Source organism: Dictyobacter halimunensis (assembly GCF_036245075.1).
Window position 1 is genome coordinate 3,540,022 of record NZ_BSRI01000002.1, and the last position, 24,037, is coordinate 3,564,058.

Annotated in this window: 17 protein-coding genes; 9 read left to right on the forward strand and 8 right to left on the reverse strand. The window is 56.3% G+C overall.

The annotated features are described in order from the left end of the window. Window positions 1–133 precede the first annotated feature (133 nt). The 3 genes from AABA21_RS28695 to abc-f form a co-directional block, all read right to left on the reverse strand. Window positions 134–829, reverse strand: a complete 696-nt coding sequence (locus tag AABA21_RS28695; RefSeq protein ID WP_338255510.1) for a dienelactone hydrolase family protein — start codon at window positions 827–829, stop codon at window positions 134–136. Between the two features lie 161 nt (window positions 830–990). Further along, complete coding sequence (locus AABA21_RS28700; RefSeq protein WP_338255511.1) at window positions 991–1,938, reverse strand: ABC transporter permease; 948 nt, start codon at window positions 1,936–1,938, stop codon at window positions 991–993. A gap of 304 nt (window positions 1,939–2,242) precedes the next feature. Beyond that, window positions 2,243–3,850 carry a ribosomal protection-like ABC-F family protein gene (abc-f, locus tag AABA21_RS28705; RefSeq protein WP_338255512.1) on the reverse strand — a complete coding sequence of 536 codons (1,608 nt, stop codon included), beginning with the start codon at window positions 3,848–3,850 and terminating at the stop codon, window positions 2,243–2,245. Window positions 3,851–4,744: 894 nt separating this feature from the next. Between abc-f and AABA21_RS28710 the strand changes: the two genes are divergently transcribed. Continuing rightward, complete coding sequence (locus tag AABA21_RS28710) at window positions 4,745–5,371, forward strand: hypothetical protein (RefSeq protein WP_338255514.1); 627 nt, start codon at window positions 4,745–4,747, stop codon at window positions 5,369–5,371. A gap of 288 nt (window positions 5,372–5,659) precedes the next feature. Next, complete coding sequence (locus AABA21_RS28715) at window positions 5,660–8,662, forward strand: WD40 domain-containing protein (protein WP_338255515.1); 3,003 nt, start codon at window positions 5,660–5,662, stop codon at window positions 8,660–8,662. An 83-nt stretch (window positions 8,663–8,745) separates the two neighbouring features. On the opposite strand, the gene AABA21_RS28720 is transcribed toward AABA21_RS28715, so the two are convergent. From AABA21_RS28720 to AABA21_RS28740, 5 genes are all read right to left on the reverse strand, one after another. Further along, window positions 8,746–9,915, reverse strand: coding sequence for a glycoside hydrolase family 99-like domain-containing protein (locus tag AABA21_RS28720; protein ID WP_338255517.1), 1,170 nt, complete (start codon window positions 9,913–9,915; stop codon window positions 8,746–8,748). A 237-nt stretch (window positions 9,916–10,152) separates the two neighbouring features. After that, a complete protein-coding gene (locus AABA21_RS28725; RefSeq protein WP_338255518.1) occupies window positions 10,153–11,439 on the reverse strand; it encodes an AZOBR_p60025 family cell surface glycopolymer formation protein in 1,287 nt (428 codons plus the stop codon). Between the two features lie 124 nt (window positions 11,440–11,563). Continuing rightward, a complete protein-coding gene (locus tag AABA21_RS28730; RefSeq protein WP_338255520.1) occupies window positions 11,564–12,370 on the reverse strand; it encodes an ABC transporter permease in 807 nt (268 codons plus the stop codon). Then, complete coding sequence (locus tag AABA21_RS28735) at window positions 12,370–13,344, reverse strand: ATP-binding cassette domain-containing protein (protein ID WP_338255521.1); 975 nt, start codon at window positions 13,342–13,344, stop codon at window positions 12,370–12,372. Before AABA21_RS28735 ends, AABA21_RS28730 begins: the two co-directional genes overlap by 1 nt. 180 nt (window positions 13,345–13,524) lie before the next feature. Then, window positions 13,525–15,210 (reverse strand): protein kinase domain-containing protein, encoded by a 1,686-nt coding sequence (locus tag AABA21_RS28740; RefSeq protein WP_338255523.1) that lies wholly within the window; start codon window positions 15,208–15,210, stop codon window positions 13,525–13,527. A 990-nt stretch (window positions 15,211–16,200) separates the two neighbouring features. Between AABA21_RS28740 and AABA21_RS28745 the strand changes: the two genes are divergently transcribed. The 7 genes from AABA21_RS28745 to AABA21_RS28775 all read left to right on the forward strand — a co-directional run bounded on the left by AABA21_RS28745 (window position 16,201) and on the right by AABA21_RS28775 (window position 24,001). After that, on the forward strand, window positions 16,201–16,365 hold the full coding sequence (locus AABA21_RS28745; RefSeq protein WP_126596867.1) for a lysine biosynthesis protein LysW: 165 nt from the start codon (window positions 16,201–16,203) through the stop codon (window positions 16,363–16,365). A 4-nt stretch (window positions 16,366–16,369) separates the two neighbouring features. Beyond that, on the forward strand, window positions 16,370–17,233 hold the full coding sequence (lysX, locus tag AABA21_RS28750; protein WP_338255525.1) for a lysine biosynthesis protein LysX: 864 nt from the start codon (window positions 16,370–16,372) through the stop codon (window positions 17,231–17,233). Continuing rightward, window positions 17,230–18,288 carry an N-acetyl-gamma-glutamyl-phosphate reductase gene (gene argC / locus AABA21_RS28755; protein WP_338255526.1) on the forward strand — a complete coding sequence of 353 codons (1,059 nt, stop codon included), beginning with the start codon at window positions 17,230–17,232 and terminating at the stop codon, window positions 18,286–18,288. The genes lysX and argC overlap by 4 nt, the downstream gene beginning before the upstream one ends. A gap of 73 nt (window positions 18,289–18,361) precedes the next feature. Further along, entirely contained in the window at window positions 18,362–19,267 is a 906-nt protein-coding gene (locus AABA21_RS28760; RefSeq protein ID WP_338255527.1) for a [LysW]-aminoadipate kinase, read from the forward strand. 35 nt (window positions 19,268–19,302) lie between these two features. Then, the gene (locus tag AABA21_RS28765) at window positions 19,303–21,600 is read left to right on the forward strand and encodes a [LysW]-lysine hydrolase (RefSeq protein ID WP_338255528.1); all 2,298 of its coding nucleotides are present in this window, start codon (window positions 19,303–19,305) and stop codon (window positions 21,598–21,600) included. Next, complete coding sequence (locus tag AABA21_RS28770; protein WP_338255529.1) at window positions 21,597–22,745, forward strand: LeuA family protein; 1,149 nt, start codon at window positions 21,597–21,599, stop codon at window positions 22,743–22,745. The genes AABA21_RS28765 and AABA21_RS28770 overlap by 4 nt, the downstream gene beginning before the upstream one ends. Further along, window positions 22,733–24,001, forward strand: a complete 1,269-nt coding sequence (locus tag AABA21_RS28775; RefSeq protein WP_338255531.1) for a 3-isopropylmalate dehydratase large subunit — start codon at window positions 22,733–22,735, stop codon at window positions 23,999–24,001. Before AABA21_RS28770 ends, AABA21_RS28775 begins: the two co-directional genes overlap by 13 nt. The last annotated feature ends 36 nt before the right edge of the window (window positions 24,002–24,037 follow it).

Genomic DNA, 24,037 nt, shown 5'->3' on the forward strand with positions numbered 1-24,037 from the left:
GTTATATCCTCAAGGAGTTGGTGCCATACAGCAGGTGAGTGCATCCGCACCCACCTGCTGTATGGCACCAACTCCTCAAAACTAATACGGTTGCGTATACGACCGCCCGAGCGCTTGCGCTCAACTTCCAGCGTTAGCGCACATGCTCTTTCAGGAAGGCGACCGCGCGCGGCCATGCATCATCCGCCGCCGCCTTATTACCCATGCCGTGGTCGGGATTGAGGAAGGCATGACCCGCGTTATAGACCCTGACCGTAAAGTCTTTGCCGGCCGACTTATACATCTGTTCGATCTTCTGAATCTGTTCAGGGGGGACGCTATCGTCCTGTTTCCCATAGACGGCGAACACCGGCGCGTTAACCTTCGCGACCTCTTCGGGAGTGGGATCGTAGCCCGCGCCATAGAATGGCACGAGTGCTCCGAGATCAGCGTAGCGCGAGGCAACCGTGTAGGCCAGGAAGCCACCCAGGCAGAAGCCGATCAGGCCCAGTTTCTTTGGCTGAACGTTAGGAAGCTGTTTGATGGTATCCAGGGCGCCGATAATCTCACGTGCAGCCACATCCACATTCTTCTGTAGCATCATCATCATGCGCATTGCGTCATTGGGCTCGGTCGCTACCTTGCCGTGATAGAGATCGGGTACCGCTACCACAAACCCTTCCTCGGCCAGCTTGTTGGCCAGACCCAGGACATGCGGTTCGATCCCCCACCATTCCTGAATCAACACCACACCTGGATGCTGCTGGTCATCATCGGGTTGAGCGATAAAGGCATAGGCACCGTTGCCATTCACATGTAAATCCACTTTTGAGTTACGAACTACACCCATGAAAAACTCCTTTACGTTGCATAAAATACAGTTGCCTTTTAACTGACCTCACTAGTGTCACGTAGCGATCCTTGTGAGAGATACACAGCAGGCCCGATCATGGGTCGCGCCCTACCCTCTACGTTTTACGTTCCCCGCCTGTTACATGTCAATATTGCTCCTCAGACTGTGATCTGCGTTTCACCGCGCTGTGATACAGAGTGGCGCGGGGAAGCGTAGCGCCTCGGCCTTGCCAGCAGCATGCTGAGCAGGATCAGGATGAGGGCCATCACAGCGCTGATGATGCTGTAGGTGACCCAATAGGAGAGGTGCCAGTTGCCGACCGTCACAGGCGTCGCGTTGCCACCTACCCCTCCATAGCCGGTGCCATAGCCGAAGTTGAGGAAAAAGATAAAGGACGAAAAGACGCTATTGTTGGGCGTGATATTGGTCAATGCGATGAGTGGATTCCAGACAAAGAGGAGCTTGGACTTGACGGGATAGAGCTGAAAGAAACGATAGCCCTGGCCAGATGTGAGCAGGACGATCGAGATCAAGAGCGGGAGCATCATCCAGATCAAGCTGACCATATAGGCGATGGCGGTCGAGATGGCAGGACGCTGGAAGATGGCCGAGCAAAAAAGGCCCAGTGTGCCCAGCCACAGCACCGTTGTCACGTAGAGCACGAGCGCGCTACCGATCTGTTCGGGTCCAACCCCTCCAAAGAAGAAGACCAGGCTGAAGAGCGGGATCGAGGCGGCGATCAGCAGCAGCGCGTTGATCAGGCTGGCGCCCAGCTTGCCCATAATCAGCGAGAAAGCCGAGAGCCGTGAGCAGAGCAGCATCTCATAGGTCTGCCGCTCCTTTTCGCCGTTGATGACCGTGGCCGTCAATGAAGGGGTAATAAAAATAATCAGGCAGAGCTGCACCTGGGCGAGCAATGAATAGAGATTGGAGCCGGTATCGCTCAATCCATTGGCAGAGATGCTCGTGGAGCTATTGGAGGCATTGTTGAGGAAGAGCCAGCCCAGCAGCCCCAGGAACAATACATATGTGATAATGACCCAGATCGTTCGTTCGCGGCGCAAGCGTAAGCGCATCTCTTTCTTGAGGAGGGAGAGAAATACCATACCCGGCCACATCCTTTCGTCTCTGCTCTATTTCAGCCAGCAACTGCAGCACATGAGTACATATCTGTTGTATACGTCTACTATTACGAATTCGACCTCTACGATGCAAAGTATAAGGATTGGAAGGAGAGCTGTATGGTATGAATATAGCACCTATATTCATACCATACCACATTAGCGGGGTATGGTGCCTGCGGCCACTGATGCGAGCGCCGTAGGCGCTCGAAGAATTTTTAATAAGCAGGAAGCCGCATGGTGCCGCTTTACGCGGCACCATGCGGCTTCCTGCTTATTAAAAAAGATGTTAGGCGCGTTCGAGGAGCTCGTCGTATTTGGTGTCGTAGGGGACGAGCCGGCCTTCGGGCATGAGCAACATCATGGTGGGTTTGAGCAGGCGTACGAAATCGACGTCGTGGGTGACCGTCATGATGGTGCCCTGGTAGTTGCCGAGCGCTTCGCCGATGATCTCCTTTGAGATGATGTCCAGGTGGGATGTGGGCTCGTCGAGGACGAGGACATTGGGACCCTCCAGGACCATTTTGGCCAGGGCCAGGCGTGTCTTCTCTCCACCGCTGAGCGTGCCGATCTTTTGGAAGACGCGATCTCCACTGAAGAGGAAGCGACCTAGCACACCACGCACGCGTTTGGCATCGGTTGGCAGGATGTCGTTGGCCTCGTTGAGGACGGTGTTGTCGTAGTCGAGCCCCTCGCTCTCCTGGGCATAGTAGCCGATCTGTACTCGGTCTCCGAGAACAACCTTACCGGCGTTCAATGGGACCAGTCCCAGTACTGTACGCAGCAGGGTCGTTTTACCGACGCCGTTGAGCCCAACGATAACCAGGCGTTCGCCACGGTCCACCTCGAAGCTGATGTCATTAAAGATCTGCTTGGTGCCATAGGCTTTGGAAAGATTTTTCGCCTCGACTACCAGGTTACTGCTCTGCTGGCGCACCGGAAAGTCGATCTTCATGCGGCGACTGGCCTGTGCTACCAGTGGCTTGCTCTCTTCGAGGTCCGCGATACGTTTGTCCATCGCGATACGCTGCTTTACACGCGTGGCGCCGAAGCCGCGTAGGCGATCGGAGGTTTTGCGCAGGCGCGCGATCTCACGTTCCTGCTGCTTTTTGGTGCGCTCGATCAAAGCCTGGGCATCACCAATGACATTCAGGTAACTGGTATAGGTGCCCTTATACTCTTCCAGCTTATGGGTAAACTCGTTGAGGCGCAGCACTTTGGTAATGCTGCGATCCAGTAGATCCAGGTCGTGCGAGATGATCAGCAGGGCGCCCCGGTAGCTCTCAAGAAACTCCATCAGCCAGATGGTGGCCTCGACGTCCAGGAAGTTGGTCGGCTCGTCTAGCAGCAGTAGTTCGGGGGATTGGAAGAGCAGGCGTACCAGGGCCAGTTTGGTCTTCTGTCCACCGCTGAGTGTGCTGACCTCGCGATCCAACGTCACCCCGCCGATATTGAGGCCGCTGATCAACTGTTCACAGCGGGCGTCGGCATCATAATAGCCCAGTCGCTCAAGCTCTCCCTGGGCCTCCTCAAAATGCTCCAGGGCCGTCTCCAGGTCATCGATATCGGGATCGGCGATCTTCAAAGAAAGTTCTTCATAGCGGGCGATCGCCTTATCCAGTCCGGTGCCACTATAGATAAAATCACGGACCAGGCCGCCCGAGGCGACCGGTGTCTCGTGCGCGACATCCTGCGAGAGGTAGCCATAGGTCTTGGATCGCATAATGTGGCCCCGATCGGCCTCCTGATAGCCGCCAATGATCTTGAGCAATGAGCTCTTACCGGCGCCATTGACGCCGATCAGCCCGGCCTTTTCGCCCGGTGCTACTGTAAGCGATACATCGTCGAGGATAATACGTGGGCCATATGAAAGAGAAACATGATTTACTTTTAACATACTGTGGATGCTCTCCCTGTGTGCTTCATATCTTCAAGTGCTTATGTATAAAATCGGGTTCTGTTTGTGATCGTGGGCGAAGGCGGCAATAGCTGAAGTATTGAGGCCCTCTCATAACTTAATGCAAACGGGAAGCACACACAGAATGGCCGCAGGCAGACAGAGATAAGGGGCTCAATGTCTGGTCGGCGACACACGCGCATCAAAAGGCAAGTGATGATGTGATGACCCGTTCAAGAAGGAAAAGGACGAAGAGGATGCAAAGGGCATGCTTACAAATGCTCACACAAAACGGAGGGTGAGCAAACATCATAAGCGCCTGATCCTGCCGCATCAGCCCAGGCGTGGTCGCTCATGCGGCGCTATAAACTGTGAGTGGTAAAGCCCTTTTCATCAAAAAAACCTTAATGTATGATTTTTCGTGTCCAGGGTAAATGGTATCATCCAATCCATCAGATGTCAAGTTCGTAGCCAGGCCCCTTCAAGCTGAAATACCCTTGCTCTGCGCGGCAGAGCTACATTTTTCTGTGCCGTTGCAGAACATGATTGGCTATGCCGATCATGTTCTGCAACGGCACAGTTATAGTTATGGCAAAACAATATTTAACTTAGTATGTTCTAAGCCCTCTACATAATAAGTTAAAAGCAACATGACAGCCAGGACGCAGGTCAATGTACTGTGTCGTTATGTTTTGGATCTTCCATTTTGCGATGAATCTTTAGTCAACCAATGATCCATGCGTGAGAAAGCTATGAGAATTACCTGAAATTGTAAGACATAGCTTTTAACGTGACAGTTGCTTTTTTTGAAAAATAGAGACAAGGTTGAAAGGGAATTTGATGATGCATCAAAAAGAACGTGTGAGGAAATTTTTGTCACATACAAACTCCGCTATGCGAGTATCAGTATTCTTCATTCTGCTGCTGGTGAGTATGTCATCTATCCTGCATACCGCGCGGGCCGCGTCGATCACCAGCAGGGACGTGAATAGTACTCTTCATTCCGCTCAGCGTTCAGTTACATCTGGACGCGGGGATATTCCTACGACAACGACAGCGGCCACGACCGTAGCGACAGCCGCAGCTACAGCGGTAGCCACAGCCACGCCTATGTCATACGGTCAGGTGAACCAGACGGTCGATGCGGGGAATGGTCCACAGGTCCCCAGCGATCAGGGGCAGTCGCTAAATGGCGCTCAAGATCCGCAGGGCCCTATTGATCTTGGAGGCATGGATAGTAATGGTAATGATGAGACCAAGGTTATCAATGTTGACGATAATACAAAGATCGTGCTTGATAATGGGAGCTCGGTGGTCGTGATTAATGAAGATTGCGACAATGATCAGGACCATCACCATCACCACAATGATCACCATCACCATCATCATAACAACAACAACAATAGCAGCGTACATACGGTTGCCGCGGGTGGGGTAGCTGGGGGCGCGGGCGCTCCCGGAGGTGGATATCCGTCGATGCCCTTTACCGGTGGCGACCCACGACCCCAGGCGAGCAAATAGTTGCTGTCGACGATCAACATACCTCTCTCAAGCTGTCCTCTTTGAGAACTTAAGAACTTGAGAACATAAGAAGCCGTTACTCCTGATTTATAAGGGGTGACGGCTTCTTTGTTATAGACGGCATCATGCCAGGACCTCTGGTGATGTCCCTATGAACCGCAGATGGGGATGATAATAGGAGCCACCCTATGCACATCATGTATAAGACAACGCGCTTGACAAGCTTCTTTTCTCCACTTACAATAAATTTTGCTTAATTTATATATGTAAATGTAAGGGAGTGTATGCATGGATTCTCGTGTAGGGGAGCACCTGGACGAGTATGTATTGACTCGGCTGCTGGGTGATGGCACCTTTGGTGATGTTTATCTGGGGCAGCACCTGCACGATCATGCTACCGTAGCCGTTAAAGTGTTGAAGGTTCAACTGACTCCGGAGACGCTCAACTCTTTTCTTACTGAGGTAAGAACGCTTTTCCGCCTCAAACACCCTCATATTGTTCAGCTGCTCGATTTTGGGGTCGATGAACATACGCCCTTCCTGGTGATGGATTACGCGCCCAACGGAACCTTGCGCCAGCGCCATCCAGAGGGGTCGCGTATTCCGCTTGAGCGTGTCTGCTCGTATGCCCTTCAGGTGGCACAAGCCTTACAATTTGCCCATGATCGGCGCCTCATTCATCGCGACGTCAAGCCACAAAACATGCTCATCGGACAAAATCAGCAGATCTTGCTCAGTGATTTTGGGATCGCGGCGATTGCGCATTCTGAACAATCGATCCACACCGGAGGGATGAGCGGAACCGTCGGCTACATGGCGCCCGAACAACTGCATGGCAAGCCACGTCCGGCCAGCGATCAGTATGCTTTAGCCATATGTGTCTATGAATGGTTGTGCGGCACGCGCCCTTTTCCAGGCTCGGCATGGGAGGTGATCTCTCAGCATCTGGTCAATCCTCCGACCCCGTTGCGCGAGCATGTACCCAATCTTCCGGAAAGGGTAGAGGCTATTGTGCTGAAGGCGCTGGCAAAAGATCCGCAGGACCGCTTTGCCAACATAGAAGCATTTGGCCTGGCCTTAGAGCGAGCGAGCGCTGAGCGCACATCCTCGCCAGAGCTTACGCCACCGCCTCCACCGGCTTATGAAACGACCCCGGTTAGTATTCCGCCACCCCCACCGCCTGTATCCACGCATACCCCACCCATATCGAGTGGCGAGGGGGCTCATCCTTACGCGTATCATCCGTTGCATGGATCTCCGGAGGCTTTCTCCGGCCAGCAGATGTATGCGAACGAAACTCCCCAGACCTTTTCTACCCGGCCGATGTATCCAGGTGAGGGTTCAGGTGCATCGACGACACCCGCGTTTCTGAGCGGGAAGCTTACGCGCAGAAACGCGATCGCGGGCCTGGTCGCGCTCGCCGCGGTCGGAGGCGGCGCCGTATGGTTGGCCAGCGCGAATACAGGTACACTACCTGAGCCTGCGCCTCCAAAGCATGAAACCCCAAAGCCTGCGCCGTCGATGGGAAAGGTAGTCTACACCCTCAGCGGGCCGTACCGCGCCGGCACAATTGCGGCCGCCTGGTCGCCAGATGGTAAGCGTGTCGCCTCGGGATGCACCGATCACACAGTGCAGGTCTGGGACGCGCAAACTGGTGCCGATCCCTTTATTTACAGGGGCCATACAGATATTATCTATGCTGTCGCGTGGTCGCCCGATGGCAGGCGTATCGTTTCCGCTAGCGATGATGGAACCGTGCAGGTCTGGGATGCGCGGGATGGCGCCCACGCCTACACATATAAGGGACATCTGAATAGCGTGCATGATGTCGCCTGGTCGCCGGATGGGGGATATATCGCCTCGGCCAGCGGCGATGGGACTGTGCAGGTCTGGCAGGCGCAGGATGGGACCCATATTTACACGTATAGTGGGCATACCACTACTGTGCTTGCCGTGACGTGGTCGCCCGATAGTAAGCGTATCGCGTCGGGTGGTTATGATAAAACGGTGCAGGTCTGGAACGCCCAGAATGGCGCTCAGCCGTACACCTACAAAGGGCATACAGGCAGTGTGTTCGCGATCGACTGGTCGCCGGATGGTAGATACATCGCCTCTGTCAGCAGCGATGAGACGGCGCAGGTCTGGGATGCTCGCAGTGGCGCCCACTCCTACACCTACAAGGGGCATGTCGATGTGGTGTACACCGTCGCGTGGTCGTCGGACAGCAAGCGCATTGTTTCAGGAAGCGGCGACAAAACGGCGCGGATCTGGGATGCGCAGGATGGTGGTCAGGCTTATATCTACAAGGGGCATGCCGATAGCGTGTTCGGAGTCTCCTGGTCACCCGATCGGAAACGTATCGTTTCCGCCAGCAATGATGGAACGGCGCAGGTCTGGAATACGGCCGATGGCTCCCTCGTCCATATCTATAAGCAGAACTACAGCGCCGTAAACACGCTCGCCTGGTCACCCGATGGCAGGCGCATCGCCTCGGGCGATGAGCGAAGCAAGGTGCAGGTCTGGGACGCGTTCAATGGCGCCCATGCCTTTACATATAAGGGACATTTGAATGGCGTGCGCACGGTAAAGTGGTCGCCGGATGGCAAGCGCATCGCCTCGGGCGATGAGGATGAGATCGTGCAGGTCTGGAACGCCGATGGTAGCAATGATCCTTACACCTATAAAGGACATACGGGTATCGTGTACGCCATCACCTGGTCGCCGGACGGTAAATACATCGCTTCAGCCAGTAGTGATGGAACGGTGCAGGTCTGGAACTCTGCTGATGGGGCGAATCGCAACACCTACAAAGGGCATGCGGGCATTGTGTGCGCGGTCGCCTGGTCACCCGATGGCAGGCGCATCGCTTCGGGAAGTACGGACCACACGGTGCATATCTGGGATGCGTTTGATGGTGCATCGCCTTACATATACAAAGGGCACACCGACACTGTCTACGCGATCGCCTGGTCGCACAGTGGCAGGCAGATCGCTTCAGCAGGCTTCGACAGGACCGCGCAGGTCTGGAATGCCGCAGATGGGACGCATCGCAACACCTACAAAGGACATACCGATACGACAAGTACCGTGTCCTGGTCACCCGATGACAGGCGCGTCGCCTCGGGAAGCCTGGATCACACGGTGCAGATCTGGGATGCGCGGGATGGTGCTCACCTCTACACCTATAAAGGCCATACCAATATGGTGTATGCCGTTGCCTGGTCACCCAAAGGCGGCTACATCGCCTCGGGAAGCAATGATGGCACGGTACAGATCTGGACTATCTCCTGATAGTGGTCATCGACTCCAGCGGGAGTGGGCCAGCAGCGCGCACCCGCTGGAGTCGGCATATGGTGAAAAAGAGCACAGCCTGTTTATCCGTGCCAGCGCTGCGTGAACTGGCGCGTGAGGTCGAGGTACTGGTTGCCGTAGGTGACGCTGGGCTCGATCATCGCACCCTCATACCACTCGTTATAACTTGTAATCGTAACCCAATCGGGCGAGCTGCCAATGGCCGCGTTCCAACTGGTGATGTAGGTGGCGCCGTTGTTGCGGGGCACGACGAAGGTGTTCTTGCGGTCGGGAACACGGGTATCGTCGTAGCCGGGCATGACGCCGGCCGCCCAGATTTTCTGTGTGTTGTGCACCTTGTTGTAGGCGTTGATCTTGTCGCGAAAACCCTGATCGACCTGTGGCATAGTATTGTTCTGCAGCCCCCAGTAACCGGCGCTGAACAGGTGGATGCCATCGAAGACGCTCAGTAGATCGGTATTGACGCTCTCGGCAGACCAGATCATCTGGTGATTGGGATCAACCTGCTGGCGGATCGAGGTCCATTGGGCCAGGGTGCGTCCGCTGCCGAGGGGATCCCAGAAGAAGAGCACGGGTTTTCCCTGCCAGTGAAAGAAGTATGGGCTCGCGCTATAGTGGCTATTGACGTAGTTCAGGGCACTGACCATCTTGTCCGGGCTGTTCAGATTGGGCGCGTCGCTCTCGATGTAGAGGCTGGAGGTGAAGTGATAGTGGTCCTGTGCCTCTAGATTGGCGGCTCTGGCGAGTAGCTTGCCGAAGTTCACATCTGTCTTGTCGCCCGCGCTCCACCATGAGCTGATAAAGCCGGTGATGCCCGCTCCCGCCGCCTCATCGAGCTGGCGATCGATGGTGGTATCGTCCCCCGAGTTATACTCGCTGGCTGGCAGGTCGGACATCTGGGAGCGCGTCCATGACTGCTGATTGTACCATGTATAGTAAAATGCCAGCACTGGACGGCCATGATCGTTGGCCATGGGCGGGATCGCTGGCCGGTTGGCCGATTGCGTTGGCGTGGCGCCGGGTAAGGGTGTGGCGGCGGAGCCGGTCGGCGTGGGCAGAGGAGGAAAATGCAGCGCACCAGAACTGGGGGTGCTCTGCGGCGTCGGCGTAGCCGGCACCTTTGTCGGCTGTCGAGTCTCGGTCGAAGCGGGTGTCAGCTGGCAGGCGCTCAGGCAGAATAGCAGGCACAGCCAGGTGGTTATGATATAAATATATTTTTGTGGTCTATGCATATGGTCCCTGTCCACTTACTATCGCTTCCACGAGCCAGAAGTTACCGTCTTTTTCTCTGATGTTCTCAAAACAGAGAAGTCCTGCATAGTATTACGTTCAGGGAGCGCGTAATGTTGTTGGCTGGCCGTCTTTTGCGACTGCCAGCCAACAACATGATTTTCGGAAACGAAGATCGTAGGTGCCGGGCTTGCCCCAGCTTTGGTGCTTTCGTAGGTGCCGGGCTTGCCCCGGCTTATTTAACTGGGATAGTGGCCGATGATCTGTAATATACCCAGCGCATAGATGAAGCCAGTCAATGCATAGATCTGCGCTCCCCAGAGGACCCATTTGTTGCGACTCTGCCAGCCGTAGAGCAGGATCGCCAGCACGATGCCCATCGAGAGGCGTCCGGCCGAGACGAGCTCTTTATACGAGCCGGGCGCCAGGCAGGTAACCAGGGCCAGGTTAATAAACCAGATAAACCAGGTCGCGCCCGCCCACTGTCGCTTGATCGTCGCTCTCAGGAATAGCAGCCAGCCAATGATGGTGGGGATAAACATCATCACGAGCAGCGGAATGAAGCGCGGCAGATCCGAGCTGAAGACAAACAGGCCCTTGAATGGGATCAGCTGAAAGGTTGGCGCGTAGGTCAGTCCCGTTTTGCCGAAGATGACCACCAGCAGGGCGTACCAGATAATGGTTGGCAGGAACGAGATCAGGCTAAAGCGGAAGACCTCTCGCCAGTTCCTGTGGAACAGATAGTACACGATCAGTCCACCGGGAAAGAGGGCCGCCGTCTCGCGCGATAGTACCGCGATCCCCATCACGATCGCCGCCCAGGTCATCTTTTTCTTATCCAGCAGCAGCAGACCAGCGCAGAGCAGGCCATACGTCAATGGTTCCGTCGTGTCGAAGAGTAGCGCGGTCGCCTGCCCAAAGTACAGTCCGATCGCCAGGCTATACCAGGGGGAGAGCTGATAGCGCTCCAGCAACCGAGCCACGATCTCTACGCTCAATACGATCGAGGCAAAATTGATCAGCAGGAGCACCGGCGGCAGCAGCGCAGCCTGATGGAAGCTGAGTATGAACGCGAGTAGAGGATAGACGATGCGCTGATAGCGGTACGGCGCATCGTCCATCAAACTGGCGGCATGTACCGGATCGCGGGCGATAAAGTAATAGAACTGCCCATCATATCCGCCGGCGCCATTAAGTTCTCCAGGACGAATAGGTTTCCGTGCGACAGATGCGAAGTAGTTCCCGATATGTACATAGTGTAGCAATGGGTAATGATGGCTAATCGTCACCAGCATAAAAAAGACAATATAGAGCAGCCCTACGACGATCGAGGGACGCCAGAGGCTCGCCAGGCCGAAACTCGATCCCCCCCCAGCCAATTGCCCTTTTCCTTTGCCTATGGTGGAGCCGCCTTCGGAGTGCGTGGTGTAACTAAAAAAGCCCCTGGCCCTTTGCAGGGCTGGCTCCAGCCTGAACTGGTCAGTGAAGAGCGAGCCTACATGTACGCGCGATACGATCGTATTCATTGTAAAATCCATATTTACGTGGGTGCCGATTTATTGCACCTGGATGTTGAGTAGCCTTGACACATATAATGTATCAAACGCGGCCCATAAACTCAAATGAGGTGCACCGATAAATCGTATATTACTATTTGTTGCGCTCGCTACGCACAAAAACGATGGTACCAAAGATAAGGAAGAGCGTAAAAAGGAGTGCCATGATGATGAAGTTCAAGATCGGGTTGATCAGGACGATCTTACTATAAGCTGGCGAGCCAAGAAAGTAGACGCTGCGCATCAGATCGGCGGCGTAGCGCAGGGGTGTGATTCTGGATAAAATATCCATGTACCAGGGCAGATGGTTGATCGGGCTAAAGATGCCGGCCAGGAAGAACTGGGGGAAGATTAAAAAGGGCATGATCTGGTTAGCGGCGCGCTGGCTACCAAAGAGCGAGAGCATAATTAGTCCGAAGGAGCCTCCAAAGAGGCAGATGATCAACGAGGTCAGCAGTAAGGCCAGGAACATGAATGGGGTCAGGGGCAGACCGATAACCAGTCCGAAGATCAGTACCACCACAGCCTGCACCATCGCTACCAGGGACTCGCCAAAGATCTTGCCAAAAACAATGGTGTAGCGTGAGATGGGCGAGATAAAGATCTCCTGGCTGAAGTTGTTTTCACGGTCCTCGATCAAAGAGACGATGCCGGAACTGGTCGAGAGAAAGACCGTCTGGGCCAGCACGCCGGTAAAAATGAATTGCAGCACGTCATAGCCGATACTACTGCCGTAGCCATTCTGGAAGCCAGCGCCCAGTACCCCCACAAAGAGGATAGGAAAGATAATGGTGCCCAGCAGGCGGGCCGGGTCGCGAAAGAAACGCAACAGGTCGCGGTAGGCAATCGTCAGCACCGCGTTGATGCCGTGGTTAACCTCTACCATATGTATCGTTTTCATTATTTCTCTATAATCTCCATATACGCATCCTCCAGCGAAGGCATATGGGTTTCAATAAGCGTGAGCGGGGTCTCAATAGCTTTGAGGGCAGGGTGCAGCCTGTCATGGGCCAGCGAAACTTTAAAGGGGGCCAGCTCACCCACTGCGAAATTCATGCGCCGCAGCTCCGTTAGCAGGCTGGCGCGATCATCGGCATCGAGTAGTACATATTCTTCGACCAGCTCGGCCTTCACCTGCGCGGGCGTGCCATGTGCCACGATGTTGCCCTTATTGATGATGCAGATATCGTCCGCCTTCTCCGCCTCTTCCAGGTAGTGGGTGGTCAGAAAGATCGTCGTCTGCTGCTCAAGACGTACCTTGCTCAGATACTCCCATAGGCTGCGCCGGCTCGAGGGATCCAGCCCTGTTGTGGGCTCATCCAGAAACAGGACGCGGGGATTGTGGAGCAGGCTACGCAGAATCTCTAGCTTGCGCATCATGCCGCCCGAAAATTTCTTGACCGGCTTAAAGAGATCCTCACGAATTCCCAGCACGTTTGCCAGCTCATCGATGCGCTGCTGATAACCCTTCGGCATCGTTTTATAGGATGGCCGGAAAGGATAGAGTCCATAGAGGGTGGCGTGGAAGCGAACATTCTCCTCGGCCGTCAGGTTGAGGTCAAGGCTGGGCTTTTGAAAGATGATGCCGATATTCTTGCGCACCGCGCTGGCTTGCCGGGATATGTCATAGTCAGCGATCATCACCGAGCCCGACGTTGGCTGTAACGTGGTGGTCAGGATCGAGATCGTCGTCGTCTTGCCCGCCCCATTGGGTCCCAGCAAGGAGAAAAGCGAGCCGGGACGTACACTGAACGAGATTTCGTTCACGGCATTCGTCTCAGCTTTCTTGTAGCGCTTCACCAGCTGTTCGACTTTGATGATCGGCGCCACTGGAGGTGATAGAGCACTACTGGACGCATCTTGCTTCTGTATCATTCATCCCTCGTTGTTCTGGCTAGCTTTGATAATGTATCTGAAAGCATATTATTTTTCCACAATATCTATCTATCTAATTTTTCCTATTGTAATGGTATACGTGTACCCTGTCCATGAGTTAGAGTAGCTTTTATATATACTGGCATGGACAAAAGAGGGATATGGAGGTGGCAACAGGGCTCAGGCTTGATGAGCCAGGGGAGCGGTGCGTTTGGGCGATCCATAGTGATTGAGCTCAAAATCAATGGTATGCTCATAGGCCGCGAACGTTTTTTTGAGGCGGGTCAGGTTGTCGGCCGCGTCATCTTGGACGGTGTACATGAGGGCATAGTGGTCTTCACTGGAGATCGCCTGCTTGAAGATTTCCCTGGCCTCCGTGTGCTGCTGCAGCATCTGCAGCGCAATGATCTTGCCGATGAGCGCGAGGGTGGTATCGCAGTCGATGTTGAGTGCCTGCTCAAACGATGTCAGGGCCTCTTCGGCGCGCCGCAGGTAAAGCAGCGCCACCCCGCGTCCGATATGGGGTCTGGAGCTATCAGGATCGATACGCATGGCCTGCTCATAAGCGCTGAGCGCATCTTCATAGCGCGCGAGCTTGAGGGACATGATGCCGGTTTTGCGATAGACCAGTGCGTAGTGAGAGCCAAGACGGATGGCGTGCATGCGCGTCGCCTGTCGATACGCGGCCAGCGCCTCCTCGTGATGCTGGAGAATCTCCAGTACCAGACCGGTATTATAATAGGCCAGCGCGTACTGAGGATCGATGATGGTGGCCTGTTTATATGCCCGCAGCGCCTCTGGATAGCGTCTGAGCTGTCGCAGGACGGTCCCCTTATTGTTATAGGCCAGCGCGAAATCAGGTTCAAGCTTGATGGCCTGCTCATATGCCTCCAGAGCCTCTTCATAGCGTTGAAGATTAGCCAGGGCGATCCCCCGGCTGTGATAGATACGCGCGTTATCCGGTGTCAGGCGTAGCGCCTGCTGATAGCAGATGGCCGCCTTTTCATATTGCTGAGCGCTGAAGAGCTGATTACCCTCCTGCAGCCATTCGCGTGCCGATTTATCGATGGCATGCACAAAGCTCAACATATCGGGATGTCTGGCTGTACGTTCCCTGGCGATCGCCTTCATGACGGCCTGCGAAACGTGTTCGGGGACCTGGGAATTGAGTTGATGGAGCGCTGGCGGCTGTTCAGAGAGATGCTTAAAGGCCATCGTGTAGATATCGGCGTTGGGAAAAGGGGTCTTGCCCGTCAGCAGTTCGTAGGCGATACATCCCAGGGCATATTGATCGCTCTCCTTGCTGATCATGCCCCGGAACTGCTCGGGTGCCATATACGCCGGGGTGCCCGCGACGCTCCCGTTTTTGATGCTCTGCGATTGCAGCGCCTGCGACATCCCAAAGTCGGCGATCAAGATATCATTCTTCTCATTGAAAAGAATGTTTTCCGGTTTGAGATCGCGATGGATGATGTTATGCTGATGGGCGAACTGGAGCGCCGTGGCGATCTGATGCAGGATCTGTTTGATCTGTTCGAACGACAGTGGTTGCGTCGCCGTGTTGCGCAGGAGCTGGCGCAACGATCCACCCGTAGCCAGTTCAGTTACCAAGTAAGGGGTAAACTCATGCAGACCCACATCAATCACGCGCAGGATGAATGGATGCTGCAGCATTTCAAGCAATTTAGCTTCGCGAAAAAAGCCCTCTCTATCGGACTGCGTTTGCAGGAACGCTCCATGTAAGATTTTTATGGCAACCACACGATTGCTTAATACCAGGTGTTCCGCCCGATAGACACGTCCATATGTTCCGCTAGAGATGGGTTCTAGCAGGCGATAATTGCCGATCGTTGCCAGTTGTTCCATACTTCATCCCCATGCATAAAGAATCTATTTATGGCTGAAGTCTTTTCTTCCTTGAAAAGAACGAATGTAGTATATAAATTCATCAAAACATTTGTCAATAAAAAAGGAATTATAATTATATTCCTATGCCGGGCAATTTTATGCTGCGGGAGCGTACTTTATGACTGAATTTGCCGTGATGGTGATTTTGTCCATAGGCAAAGTGTTTTTGTTGTAGATATTTCCGGTTTGCTGTCACGAGCAAAATTTTTGCTATATAGCCATTGACAATCCACAATGAGCGTGTTATAAATTTGAACAAGGAAAAACACACAACCGCATAGCGAAAAAGCTTTGACAGGACAAGTAGCGATTATCCGTTACGGACAGAGAGTAGATAGCTGGTGAGAAGTCTACACGCTAACCGATCGTGAATAAGACCCTGAAGCTGCGAGAAGAAATCGCTTGTAAGCGAAAGTAGAACTGCGCCGGTGGCCACCGTAATCAGGCCGGAGTATGTATCATACATACTTGCTGAGGTCAATATCGTGAGGTATTGGCGAATGCAGGTGGCAACACGAGAGTATAACGCTCTTCGTCCTGAGTAGTAGGATGAAGGGCTTTTTTGTTGGTTCTTTATCGACATGCACATAGAAAAAGTAAACAACGACAAGCGGTGTCGGGACAAGTAACGGACCCCTGGACATCCAGAGAGCGAACTGTTGGTGGAATGTTCGTATGACCAGCCCGTGAATAAGACCCGGAAGCTATGGAGAAGAAATCGCACGCGCGAGAGTAGAGCTCTGTCGACCTGACCCTCGTTAACGGGTTCGCTACAGAACACAGCGAGTGTTCTGCACGCTGAGGCTCATATCGTAAGATATGGGTGAATGAGGGTGGTACCACGAGAGTTCAATGCTCTTCGTCCTTACAAGGAGGATGAAGGGCTTTTTTTGCAACAAAAAATGAGCGTTAAATACAGCAATAAGCAATAAAAGAGGAGAAAAGAAGATGGCAGCACAGTGTCCAGAATGTGAAGCGAACGTAGAAGTGCAGGGTCTGATGGTTGGCGAGATCACCTTTTGCCCTGACTGTAATGCGGAACTGGAAGTGATCAACGTAGAGCAACCTGAAGTAGCCCTGGCCCCCGAGGTCGAGGAAGATTGGGGAGAGTAACCCTATGCGCCTGGCTATCCTGACATCGCGAGTTCGCGTGGAAGAGAAATTGTTGGTGGAAGCGTTGCGACAGCGTTCGATCGAATTTGACCTGATTGATGATGGTGAACTGTTATTCGATCTGGCGCAGCCGCAGGAGCGCTGGCACAAGTATGATGCCGTGCTCTGCCGCAGCGTGAGTCAGTCCCGTGGCCTGGCTGTCTTACACGTGCTGGAGCACTGGGGGATCCCGGTGTTTAACTCGGCGGCCGTGACCGCTCTCTGCAACGACAAACTGTTGACGACCCTGGCGCTGATCCGCGCCGAACTGCCTGTTCCTCGTACGCTGCTGGCCTTTGATGCCGAGCGCGCCGTGGAGGGGATCGAGTCCGTTGGCTATCCGGCCGTCTTAAAGCCGGTTACCGGCTCCTGGGGACGCCTGCTGGCCCGCGTCAATGATCGCGACGCCGCCGAGGCCGTACTTGAGCACCAGGAGACCCTGGGATCGTATCAACACCATATCCATTATATTCAGCAGCATGTAGATAAGCCGAACCGCGACATCCGAGCCTTTGTCATCGGTGATCGCACGATCTGTGCCATCTATCGCACCAGCGCCCACTGGGTGACAAATACCGCTCGCGGAGCTGTAACCGACAACTGTCCCGTGACTCCTGAACTGGATAGCCTGTGTAGCCGTGCCGCGCGGGCCGTTGGCGGCGGCATCCTGGCGGTGGACGTCTTTGAGGATCCCGAGCGTGGACTGCTGGTCAACGAGATCAACGGCACCATGGAGTTTCGCAATAGCATCGCTCCCACGGGCGTCAATATTCCGCAGGAGATGATCGAGTACGTGCTGAGCAACGTGCGGGAAGGGGTGGCCTTATGAGTCGAGTACGCGTCGCCATCGTCGGAGGCTCCGGCTATACCGGCGGCGAGCTGATCCGCCTGCTCCTCTTCCATCCGCAGGTGGAGATCACGCAGGTGGCCTCGGGTAGCCAGGCGGGACACTTTGTCCACAGCGCCCACCCGAATCTGCGCAAGATCAGTACGCTGCGTTTCTGTCATCCCGACGACCTGACGTTTTGCGACGTGCTGTTTCTCTGCCTGCCGCATGGAGTCTCGTCGGGTGAGATCGAACGCTACCGGGCCATCGCCCCGCGCGTCATCGATCTATCTGGCGACTTCCGCCTGCGCTCACCCGAGCTGTATCAGCGCTGGTATGGGCACGAGCATAAAGCTCCCGCGCTGCTATCCGAGGCGGTCTACGGCCTGCCCGAACTGCACCGCTCCGAGCTGGCGGAGGCCACGCTGGTCAGTGGTACCGGCTGTATGGCCACCACGTCGATCCTGGGTCTGGCGCCGCTCTATCGCGCGGGCATCGTCAACCAGTCCATTCCACTGGTAGTGGAGGCGAAAGTTGGATCTTCGGCGGCCGGAGCCAAGGCGGGACCCGCCAGCCACCATCCGGATCGCAGCGGGGCGGTACGCTCCTTTGAGCCGACGGGACATCGCCACACGGCCGAGCTGATTCAGGAACTGGGGCAGCAGGGCGGCGAGTTGCGACAGACGGTCGCTTTCTCGGCCACCGCCATCGAGCTGGTACGCGGCATCCTGGTGACCGCTCATGTGTTCCTGAATGAGCGCCTGGACGAGCGGGCCATCTGGCGCGTCTATCGCGAAGCTTATCAGCGCGAGCCATTCATGCGCCTGGTGAAAGAGCGCAACGGTGTCTATCGCTATCCGGAGCCCAAGATCCTGGCCGGCAGCAACTACTGTGACGTTGGCTTTGAGCTGGACATTGAGCAGCAGCGCGTCGTGGTCATCGCCGCCCTGGACAATCTGATGAAGGGCGCCGCCGGCAACGGTGTGCAGGCCCTGAACTGCATGATGGGGTGGGACGAGACGCTGGGACTGACTTTTCCCGGGCTGCATCCGGTGTAGACCACCGCTGAAGAACTGGCTTTCTTATACCCTTGAAGAGATGGACATAACGAGAAGAGAAACGGAGCATGCGATGACACTGGTCGTAAAAATTGGCGGAGGCGCGGGCGTCGCCACCACAGCTATTGTGCAAGAAATTGCTCGCCTGGTTGCTGAAGGAGAGCGCGTGGTACTCCTGCACGGTGGTTCTGACCTGACCAATACGCTGTCGGAACGACTGGGACATCCAATGCGCATGATCACTTCTCCCAGCGGCATGACCAGCCGCTATACCGATAGCGAGACGCTGCAGATCTTCGCCATGGCCGTGGCCGGGCAGATCAATACCGAACTGGTGGCGCAGCTGCAGCAGGCGGGCGTGAACGCCTTTGGCATGGCCGGCGTTGATGGCCGCCTGCTAGTGGCCCGGCGCAAAGCGGTCGTACGTTCGGTAACCCCCGAGGGCCGCGTGCAGATCTTGCGCGACGACTACACCGGTCAGATCGAGCAGGTGAACAGTGCGCTGGTGGAGCAGTTGTTGTCCGCCGGCTACACGCCTGTGATCGCGCCGCTGGCCCTGAGTCACCAGGGAGAGCGCCTGAACGTGGATGGTGACCGGGCCGCCGCCGCCGTGGCCGCCGCCCTGCACGCCGATACACTGGCGATCATGACCAACGTTCCCGGACTGCTGGAGAATCCACAGGATACCTCGACCCTGATCGAGACGATCCCGGTCGCGCAGCTCGATACATACATGCAGTACGCCAAAGGGCGCATGCGCAAGAAATTATTGGGCGCCCAGGAGGCGCTGCGAGGTGGTGTCTCCCGCGTCTGCATCGGCAGCGCCTCGCTGCGTGCCGTCATCAATGGTGCCGGCACCACGATTACTAACGAATCAGAAGAAGATCCGCGCACTGCTTCCGATCCACGCACGACGGAAACAGTGCGCCAGATAGAGACAAGCCACACAGCGATCCGCGAGATGGTGTCGCTGAGCTAAACGGATATAAAGGAAAAAGAGGAAGGAGGTCCCAGATGGGCACAAATTTCATTGAACTGGAAAATACATATACGAGCGGTGTCTACGGGAAGCGACCCGTCGCCATCGTGCGCGGTCAGGGTGCCACATTATGGGACGCTGAGGGACGCAGCTATATCGATTGCATGGCCGGCCACGGGGTGGCTAATATTGGACATGGTCGCAGCGAGATCGCAGCCGCCCTGGCGGCCCAGGCGCAGCGGCTGATCACCTGTCCCGAAGTCGTCTATAACGATGTGCGCGCGCGCCTGTTAGAGCGCCTGGCACAGATCACGCCGGCCGGGTTGGAGCATTTCTTCCTCTGCAACAGTGGTACCGAGGCGGTTGAGGGAGCCTTCAAGTTCGCCCGTCTGGCTACAGGCCGCACCGGCATCGTCGCCACGCTGCGCGGCTTCCACGGTCGCAGCATGGGCGCGCTCTCCGCTACCTGGGAGAAGCACTATCGCGAGCCCTTCGCGCCGCTGGTCCCGGATGTCTCGCATATCCGCTACAACGATCTGAGCGCCGCCGAGGCGGCCATCACCGACAATACGGCGGCTGTCATCATCGAGCTGGTGCAGGCCGAAGGCGGCGTCCACGTCGCCCAGGAGGCCTATGTACAGGGACTGGCCGCCCTCTGCCGCGAGCGCGGCGCCCTGCTGATCATTGATGAGATCCAGACCGGCTTTGGCCGTACCGGTACCCTGTTCGCCTGCGAGCAATACGGGGTAGAACCAGACATCCTCTGCCTGGCCAAATCCCTGGCCGGTGGCGTTCCCATGGGAGCTGTCTGCCTGGGCGGGCGCGTCATGGAAAGCGGCCGCGTCACCCGAGGCGCCCACGGCAGCACCTTTGGCGGCAATCCCCTCGCCTGCGCCGCCGCCCTGGCGACGCTTGATGTTCTTGAGAGAGAAGAGCTGGCGGCCCGCGCCGCAGAACTGGGCGAGCACGCGCGTGAGCGCCTGCGCTCGATCCAATCTCCCCTCATTCGCGAGGTGCGCGGTCGCGGCCTGCTCATCGGGATCGAACTGAGCAAGCGCGTCCAGCCGTACCTGGAAGCGCTCTGCGAGCGCGGCGTACTGGCCCTGCCGGCTGGTCCCAATGTTCTGCGCCTGCTGCCGCCGCTGGTGATCAGCCAGGAGCAACTGGACCAGGCCATTGACACCATCACCGAGGTGCTGACCGGATCCGCCCATGCGGTCAGGACGCCTGAGATCGTCTCTTCGGAGAACCGCGAGGTTGATCTCTTACAGCGTATGCTGACCATCTCTAGCCTCTCGCGGCAGGAGGGGGCGCTGGCTCGCTACCTGGTTGAGCAGGCACAGCAGATGGGACTGCACGCATACGTCGATGAGGTGGGCAACTTCGTGGCTAGCACCCACGCCGAACTGGATGGTCAGCAGCCGGTCGTCTTGCTGGGACATATGGATACAGTGCCGGGCAACATTCCGGTGCGCATCGAGAATGGCCTGCTCTTTGGTCGAGGGGCCGTCGATGCCAAGGGGCCGTTGGCCGCCTTTATCTGTGCCGCCGCCCGCGTGGCGTCCAGCGGTACACCTGACCGCCCTATCGTCGTCGTCGGGGCGGTTGAAGAAGAAGCGGCGACCTCGCGTGGTGCGCGTGGAGTCGTCAACCGCTATCAGCCATCGGCCTGTATCATAGGTGAGCCAAGCAGCAGCCAGGCCGTCACCATCGGATACAAGGGGCGCCTGCTCGTCGATGGCTGCGTCTCGCACCAATCAAGTCACAGTGCTGGACCTTTGCAGAGTAGCAATGAAGTGGCCACCGCTTTCTGGGAGCGTGTGCGTAGCCATGCTGATGAATGGAACCAGGAGCACGCGGGCGCGTCGATCTTCGCCGCCCTGCTGCCGTCGTTGCGCCGCATCAACAGCGAGCATGACGGCCTGGAGGAGCGCACCAGTTTCACCATCGGCTATCGTCTGCCGCCCAACTTTGACATTGCCGCCTTACGCGAGCAACTGCAACGCTGGGCCTACACCGACGACATTCACCTGATCTTCTCAGGCGAAGAGGCCGCCTTTCAGACGAACCGCGCCATTCCCCTGGCCCGAGCCTTCATGGCCGCCATCCGCGCCACCGGTGGACAGCCAACCTTCAAGAACAAAACGGGAACGTCAGATATGAATGTTGTGGGCCCGGTCTGGGGGCAGAACATCGTCGCCTATGGACCTGGCGACTCACGCCTTGATCATACGCCCAACGAGCACATCCGGGTGGATGAATACACTCACGCGATTGATGTGCTGGAACGTGTTCTGCACGAAACTGCATCGCAAAGGGAAATAGCATTATGAGATCTCTGGCTATTCTGGATAGCACCCTGCGCGAGGGGGAGCAATTCATCAAAACCTACTTCAGCCTGGAGCAGCGTGTGATGATTGCGCGCCTGCTCGATCGTCTGGGGGTGACATTCATTGAGGTGCCTTCGCCCATCGCTTCGCCTGAGACGCGTGAGGCCATCCAGGCTATATGCGCGCTCAATCTGAGCTCGCACGTGGTAGCCCATGTGCGCTGCGTCGAGGCCGATGTGCAGGCCGCGCTGGATACCGATGTCTATGGCCTGAACCTGTTCTTTGGCACCTCTCAGGAACTGCGCTCATATAGCCATGGTAGAAGGATTGAGCAGATCGCCACCGAGGCGGTCCCCTTGATCCGCCGCATTCGCGAGGCCGGTCGCTACGTGCGCTTCTCAGCTGAAGACGCCTTTCGCAGCGACCTGGTCGATCTGCTGACGGTCTTTGACGCCGTAGTTGATGCCGGCGTCGAGCGCATCGGCCTACCAGATACGGTTGGTATAGCAACCCCACGTCAGGTTGACCGTCTGGTGAGCCTGATCGCCAGTCGCTATCCCAACGTTGGCATCGAATTTCATGGGCATAACGATACTGGCTGTGCCATCGCCAACACCATCTCGGCCTTTGAGGCCGGGGCGGACTGCCTGGACGTTACCGTCATGGGCATCGGCGAGCGCAACGGTATCGCCTCCTTGAGCGGCATCATCTCACAACTCTATATCCATTATCCCGATCTGCTCGCTACCTACGACCTGACCCAGCTGGTGGAGCTGGACCAGTATGTAGCGGACTGTCTGAATATCAATATTCCCTATAATATGCCGATTACGGCCCCTAGCGCCTTTACGCATCGCGCCGGGGTGCATACAAAAGCGGTCCTGCGCAATCCACACGCGTATGAGATCCTCAATCCCACCGACTTTGGCGTCGCGCGCCACGTCGATATCGGCTCGCGCTTTACCGGACGCTATGCCGTTGGGCACCGAGCCGTCTCATTGGGACTGCAACTGACCCCTGAAGAGCTCTCGCGGCTCACGCAGGCTCTGAAAGAGCGTGCGGAGAGCGGCTCGCTCAGTGATGAAGAGGTCAATACATTTATTCTTGCCTGGTATGAAGAGAAAGGAAGCCTGGTATGGGAACGCTAGCTGAAGAGATTTTTAGTTATAAATTGGGACGCCCCGTTCACGCGGGAGAGACTGTCGTGGTGGACGTCGATCATGTGATGAGCCATGATACGACGACGCCCCTGGCCATCAAAGCTTTCCGCAAGCTGGCCAAACAGAATAATGGCCGTGTGTTTGATCAGAAGCGTTCGCATATCGTTTTTGACCATATCATCCCAGCCGCGACCATCCCGGCGGCCACGCTGCATCGCGAGGTGCGCTCGTTCGCCCAGGAGCAGGAGATCCCGATCCTGCAGGAAGGCATCTGCCACCAGGTGATGCCCGAGAAGGGCTTTGTGCTGCCGGGCAGCATTATCGTGGGTGCCGATAGCCACTCCTGTACCTATGGAGCCTTTGGCGCCTTTGGTACCGGCATGGGCTCGACCGACATCGGCGTGGCCTACTCCACCGGCCGCAGCTGGTTCCGCGTGCCGGAGACCATCAATGTTAACATTACCGGTACTTTACCTCCAGGAGTGTTCGCCAAAGATATCTCGCTTGAGATCGTGCGCCGCCTGGGTGTGGATGGAGCCAACTATCGTGCCATCGAATATACCGGTGAGGTGATCGAGAACTTCTCGATGAGCGAGCGCATGACCTTCTCCAACATGGCTATTGAGATGGGCGGTAAAGCCGGCCTGATCGCGGCCGACGCCACCACGCAGGAATGGCTGCATGGCCGCACCGATAAAGAGTATCCGCTGCTGCGCGCCCAGAATCCGCGCTACGAGCGGGTGATTGAGATCGACGTTACCAACATGCAGCCGCTGGTGGCCTGCCCACCAGACGTCAACATCGTGCACCCGGCCGAGGAAGTGCAGGACGTCCAGATCGATCAGGTTTTCCTGGGCACCTGCACCAATGGTCGCCTGGACGACCTGGAGATCGCCGCCAACATCCTGCGCGGCCGCACGATCAGTCCGAGCCTGCGCATGGTCGTCATCCCCGCCTCGCGTGAGATCTATCTGGAGGCCATGCGTCGTGGCTACCTGGAGATCTTCGCCCAGGCCGGAGCATCTGTTGGCACGCCCGGCTGTGGACCCTGCATTGGACGCCACTTCGGCGTGCTGGCTCCCGGCGAGCGCGCGCTGACCACCATGAATCGCAACTTTACCGGTCGCATGGGTGATCCCACCGCCGAAATCTACCTGGGCAGTCCCGCGACCGTCGCTGCCACCGCGCTGACCGGCCATATCACCGACCCACGCAGCGTCTTGCTGGCGGAAGATCCCGCCTAACCGAAACAGTTTAACCGCAATCGAGAGAAGGAGAAA

What these genes read in the sequence shown, in the direction of transcription:
- AABA21_RS28695 (WP_338255510.1), bottom strand. Translation starts at nt 829, where the DNA reads ATGGGTGTAGTTCGTAACTCAAAAGTGGATTTACATGTGAATGGCAAC.
- AABA21_RS28700 (WP_338255511.1), bottom strand. Translation starts at nt 1,938, where the DNA reads ATGGTATTTCTCTCCCTCCTCAAGAAAGAGATGCGCTTACGCTTGCGC.
- abc-f (WP_338255512.1), bottom strand. Translation starts at nt 3,850, where the DNA reads ATGTTAAAAGTAAATCATGTTTCTCTTTCATATGGCCCACGTATTATC.
- AABA21_RS28710 (WP_338255514.1), top strand. Translation starts at nt 4,745, where the DNA reads ATGCGAGTATCAGTATTCTTCATTCTGCTGCTGGTGAGTATGTCATCT.
- AABA21_RS28715 (WP_338255515.1), top strand. Translation starts at nt 5,660, where the DNA reads ATGGATTCTCGTGTAGGGGAGCACCTGGACGAGTATGTATTGACTCGG.
- AABA21_RS28720 (WP_338255517.1), bottom strand. Translation starts at nt 9,915, where the DNA reads ATGCATAGACCACAAAAATATATTTATATCATAACCACCTGGCTGTGC.
- AABA21_RS28725 (WP_338255518.1), bottom strand. Translation starts at nt 11,439, where the DNA reads ATGAATACGATCGTATCGCGCGTACATGTAGGCTCGCTCTTCACTGAC.
- AABA21_RS28730 (WP_338255520.1), bottom strand. Translation starts at nt 12,370, where the DNA reads ATGAAAACGATACATATGGTAGAGGTTAACCACGGCATCAACGCGGTG.
- AABA21_RS28735 (WP_338255521.1), bottom strand. Translation starts at nt 13,344, where the DNA reads ATGATACAGAAGCAAGATGCGTCCAGTAGTGCTCTATCACCTCCAGTG.
- AABA21_RS28740 (WP_338255523.1), bottom strand. Translation starts at nt 15,210, where the DNA reads ATGGAACAACTGGCAACGATCGGCAATTATCGCCTGCTAGAACCCATC.
- AABA21_RS28745 (WP_126596867.1), top strand. Translation starts at nt 16,201, where the DNA reads ATGGCAGCACAGTGTCCAGAATGTGAAGCGAACGTAGAAGTGCAGGGT.
- lysX (WP_338255525.1), top strand. Translation starts at nt 16,370, where the DNA reads ATGCGCCTGGCTATCCTGACATCGCGAGTTCGCGTGGAAGAGAAATTG.
- argC (WP_338255526.1), top strand. Translation starts at nt 17,230, where the DNA reads ATGAGTCGAGTACGCGTCGCCATCGTCGGAGGCTCCGGCTATACCGGC.
- AABA21_RS28760 (WP_338255527.1), top strand. Translation starts at nt 18,362, where the DNA reads ATGACACTGGTCGTAAAAATTGGCGGAGGCGCGGGCGTCGCCACCACA.
- AABA21_RS28765 (WP_338255528.1), top strand. Translation starts at nt 19,303, where the DNA reads ATGGGCACAAATTTCATTGAACTGGAAAATACATATACGAGCGGTGTC.
- AABA21_RS28770 (WP_338255529.1), top strand. Translation starts at nt 21,597, where the DNA reads ATGAGATCTCTGGCTATTCTGGATAGCACCCTGCGCGAGGGGGAGCAA.
- AABA21_RS28775 (WP_338255531.1), top strand. Translation starts at nt 22,733, where the DNA reads ATGGGAACGCTAGCTGAAGAGATTTTTAGTTATAAATTGGGACGCCCC.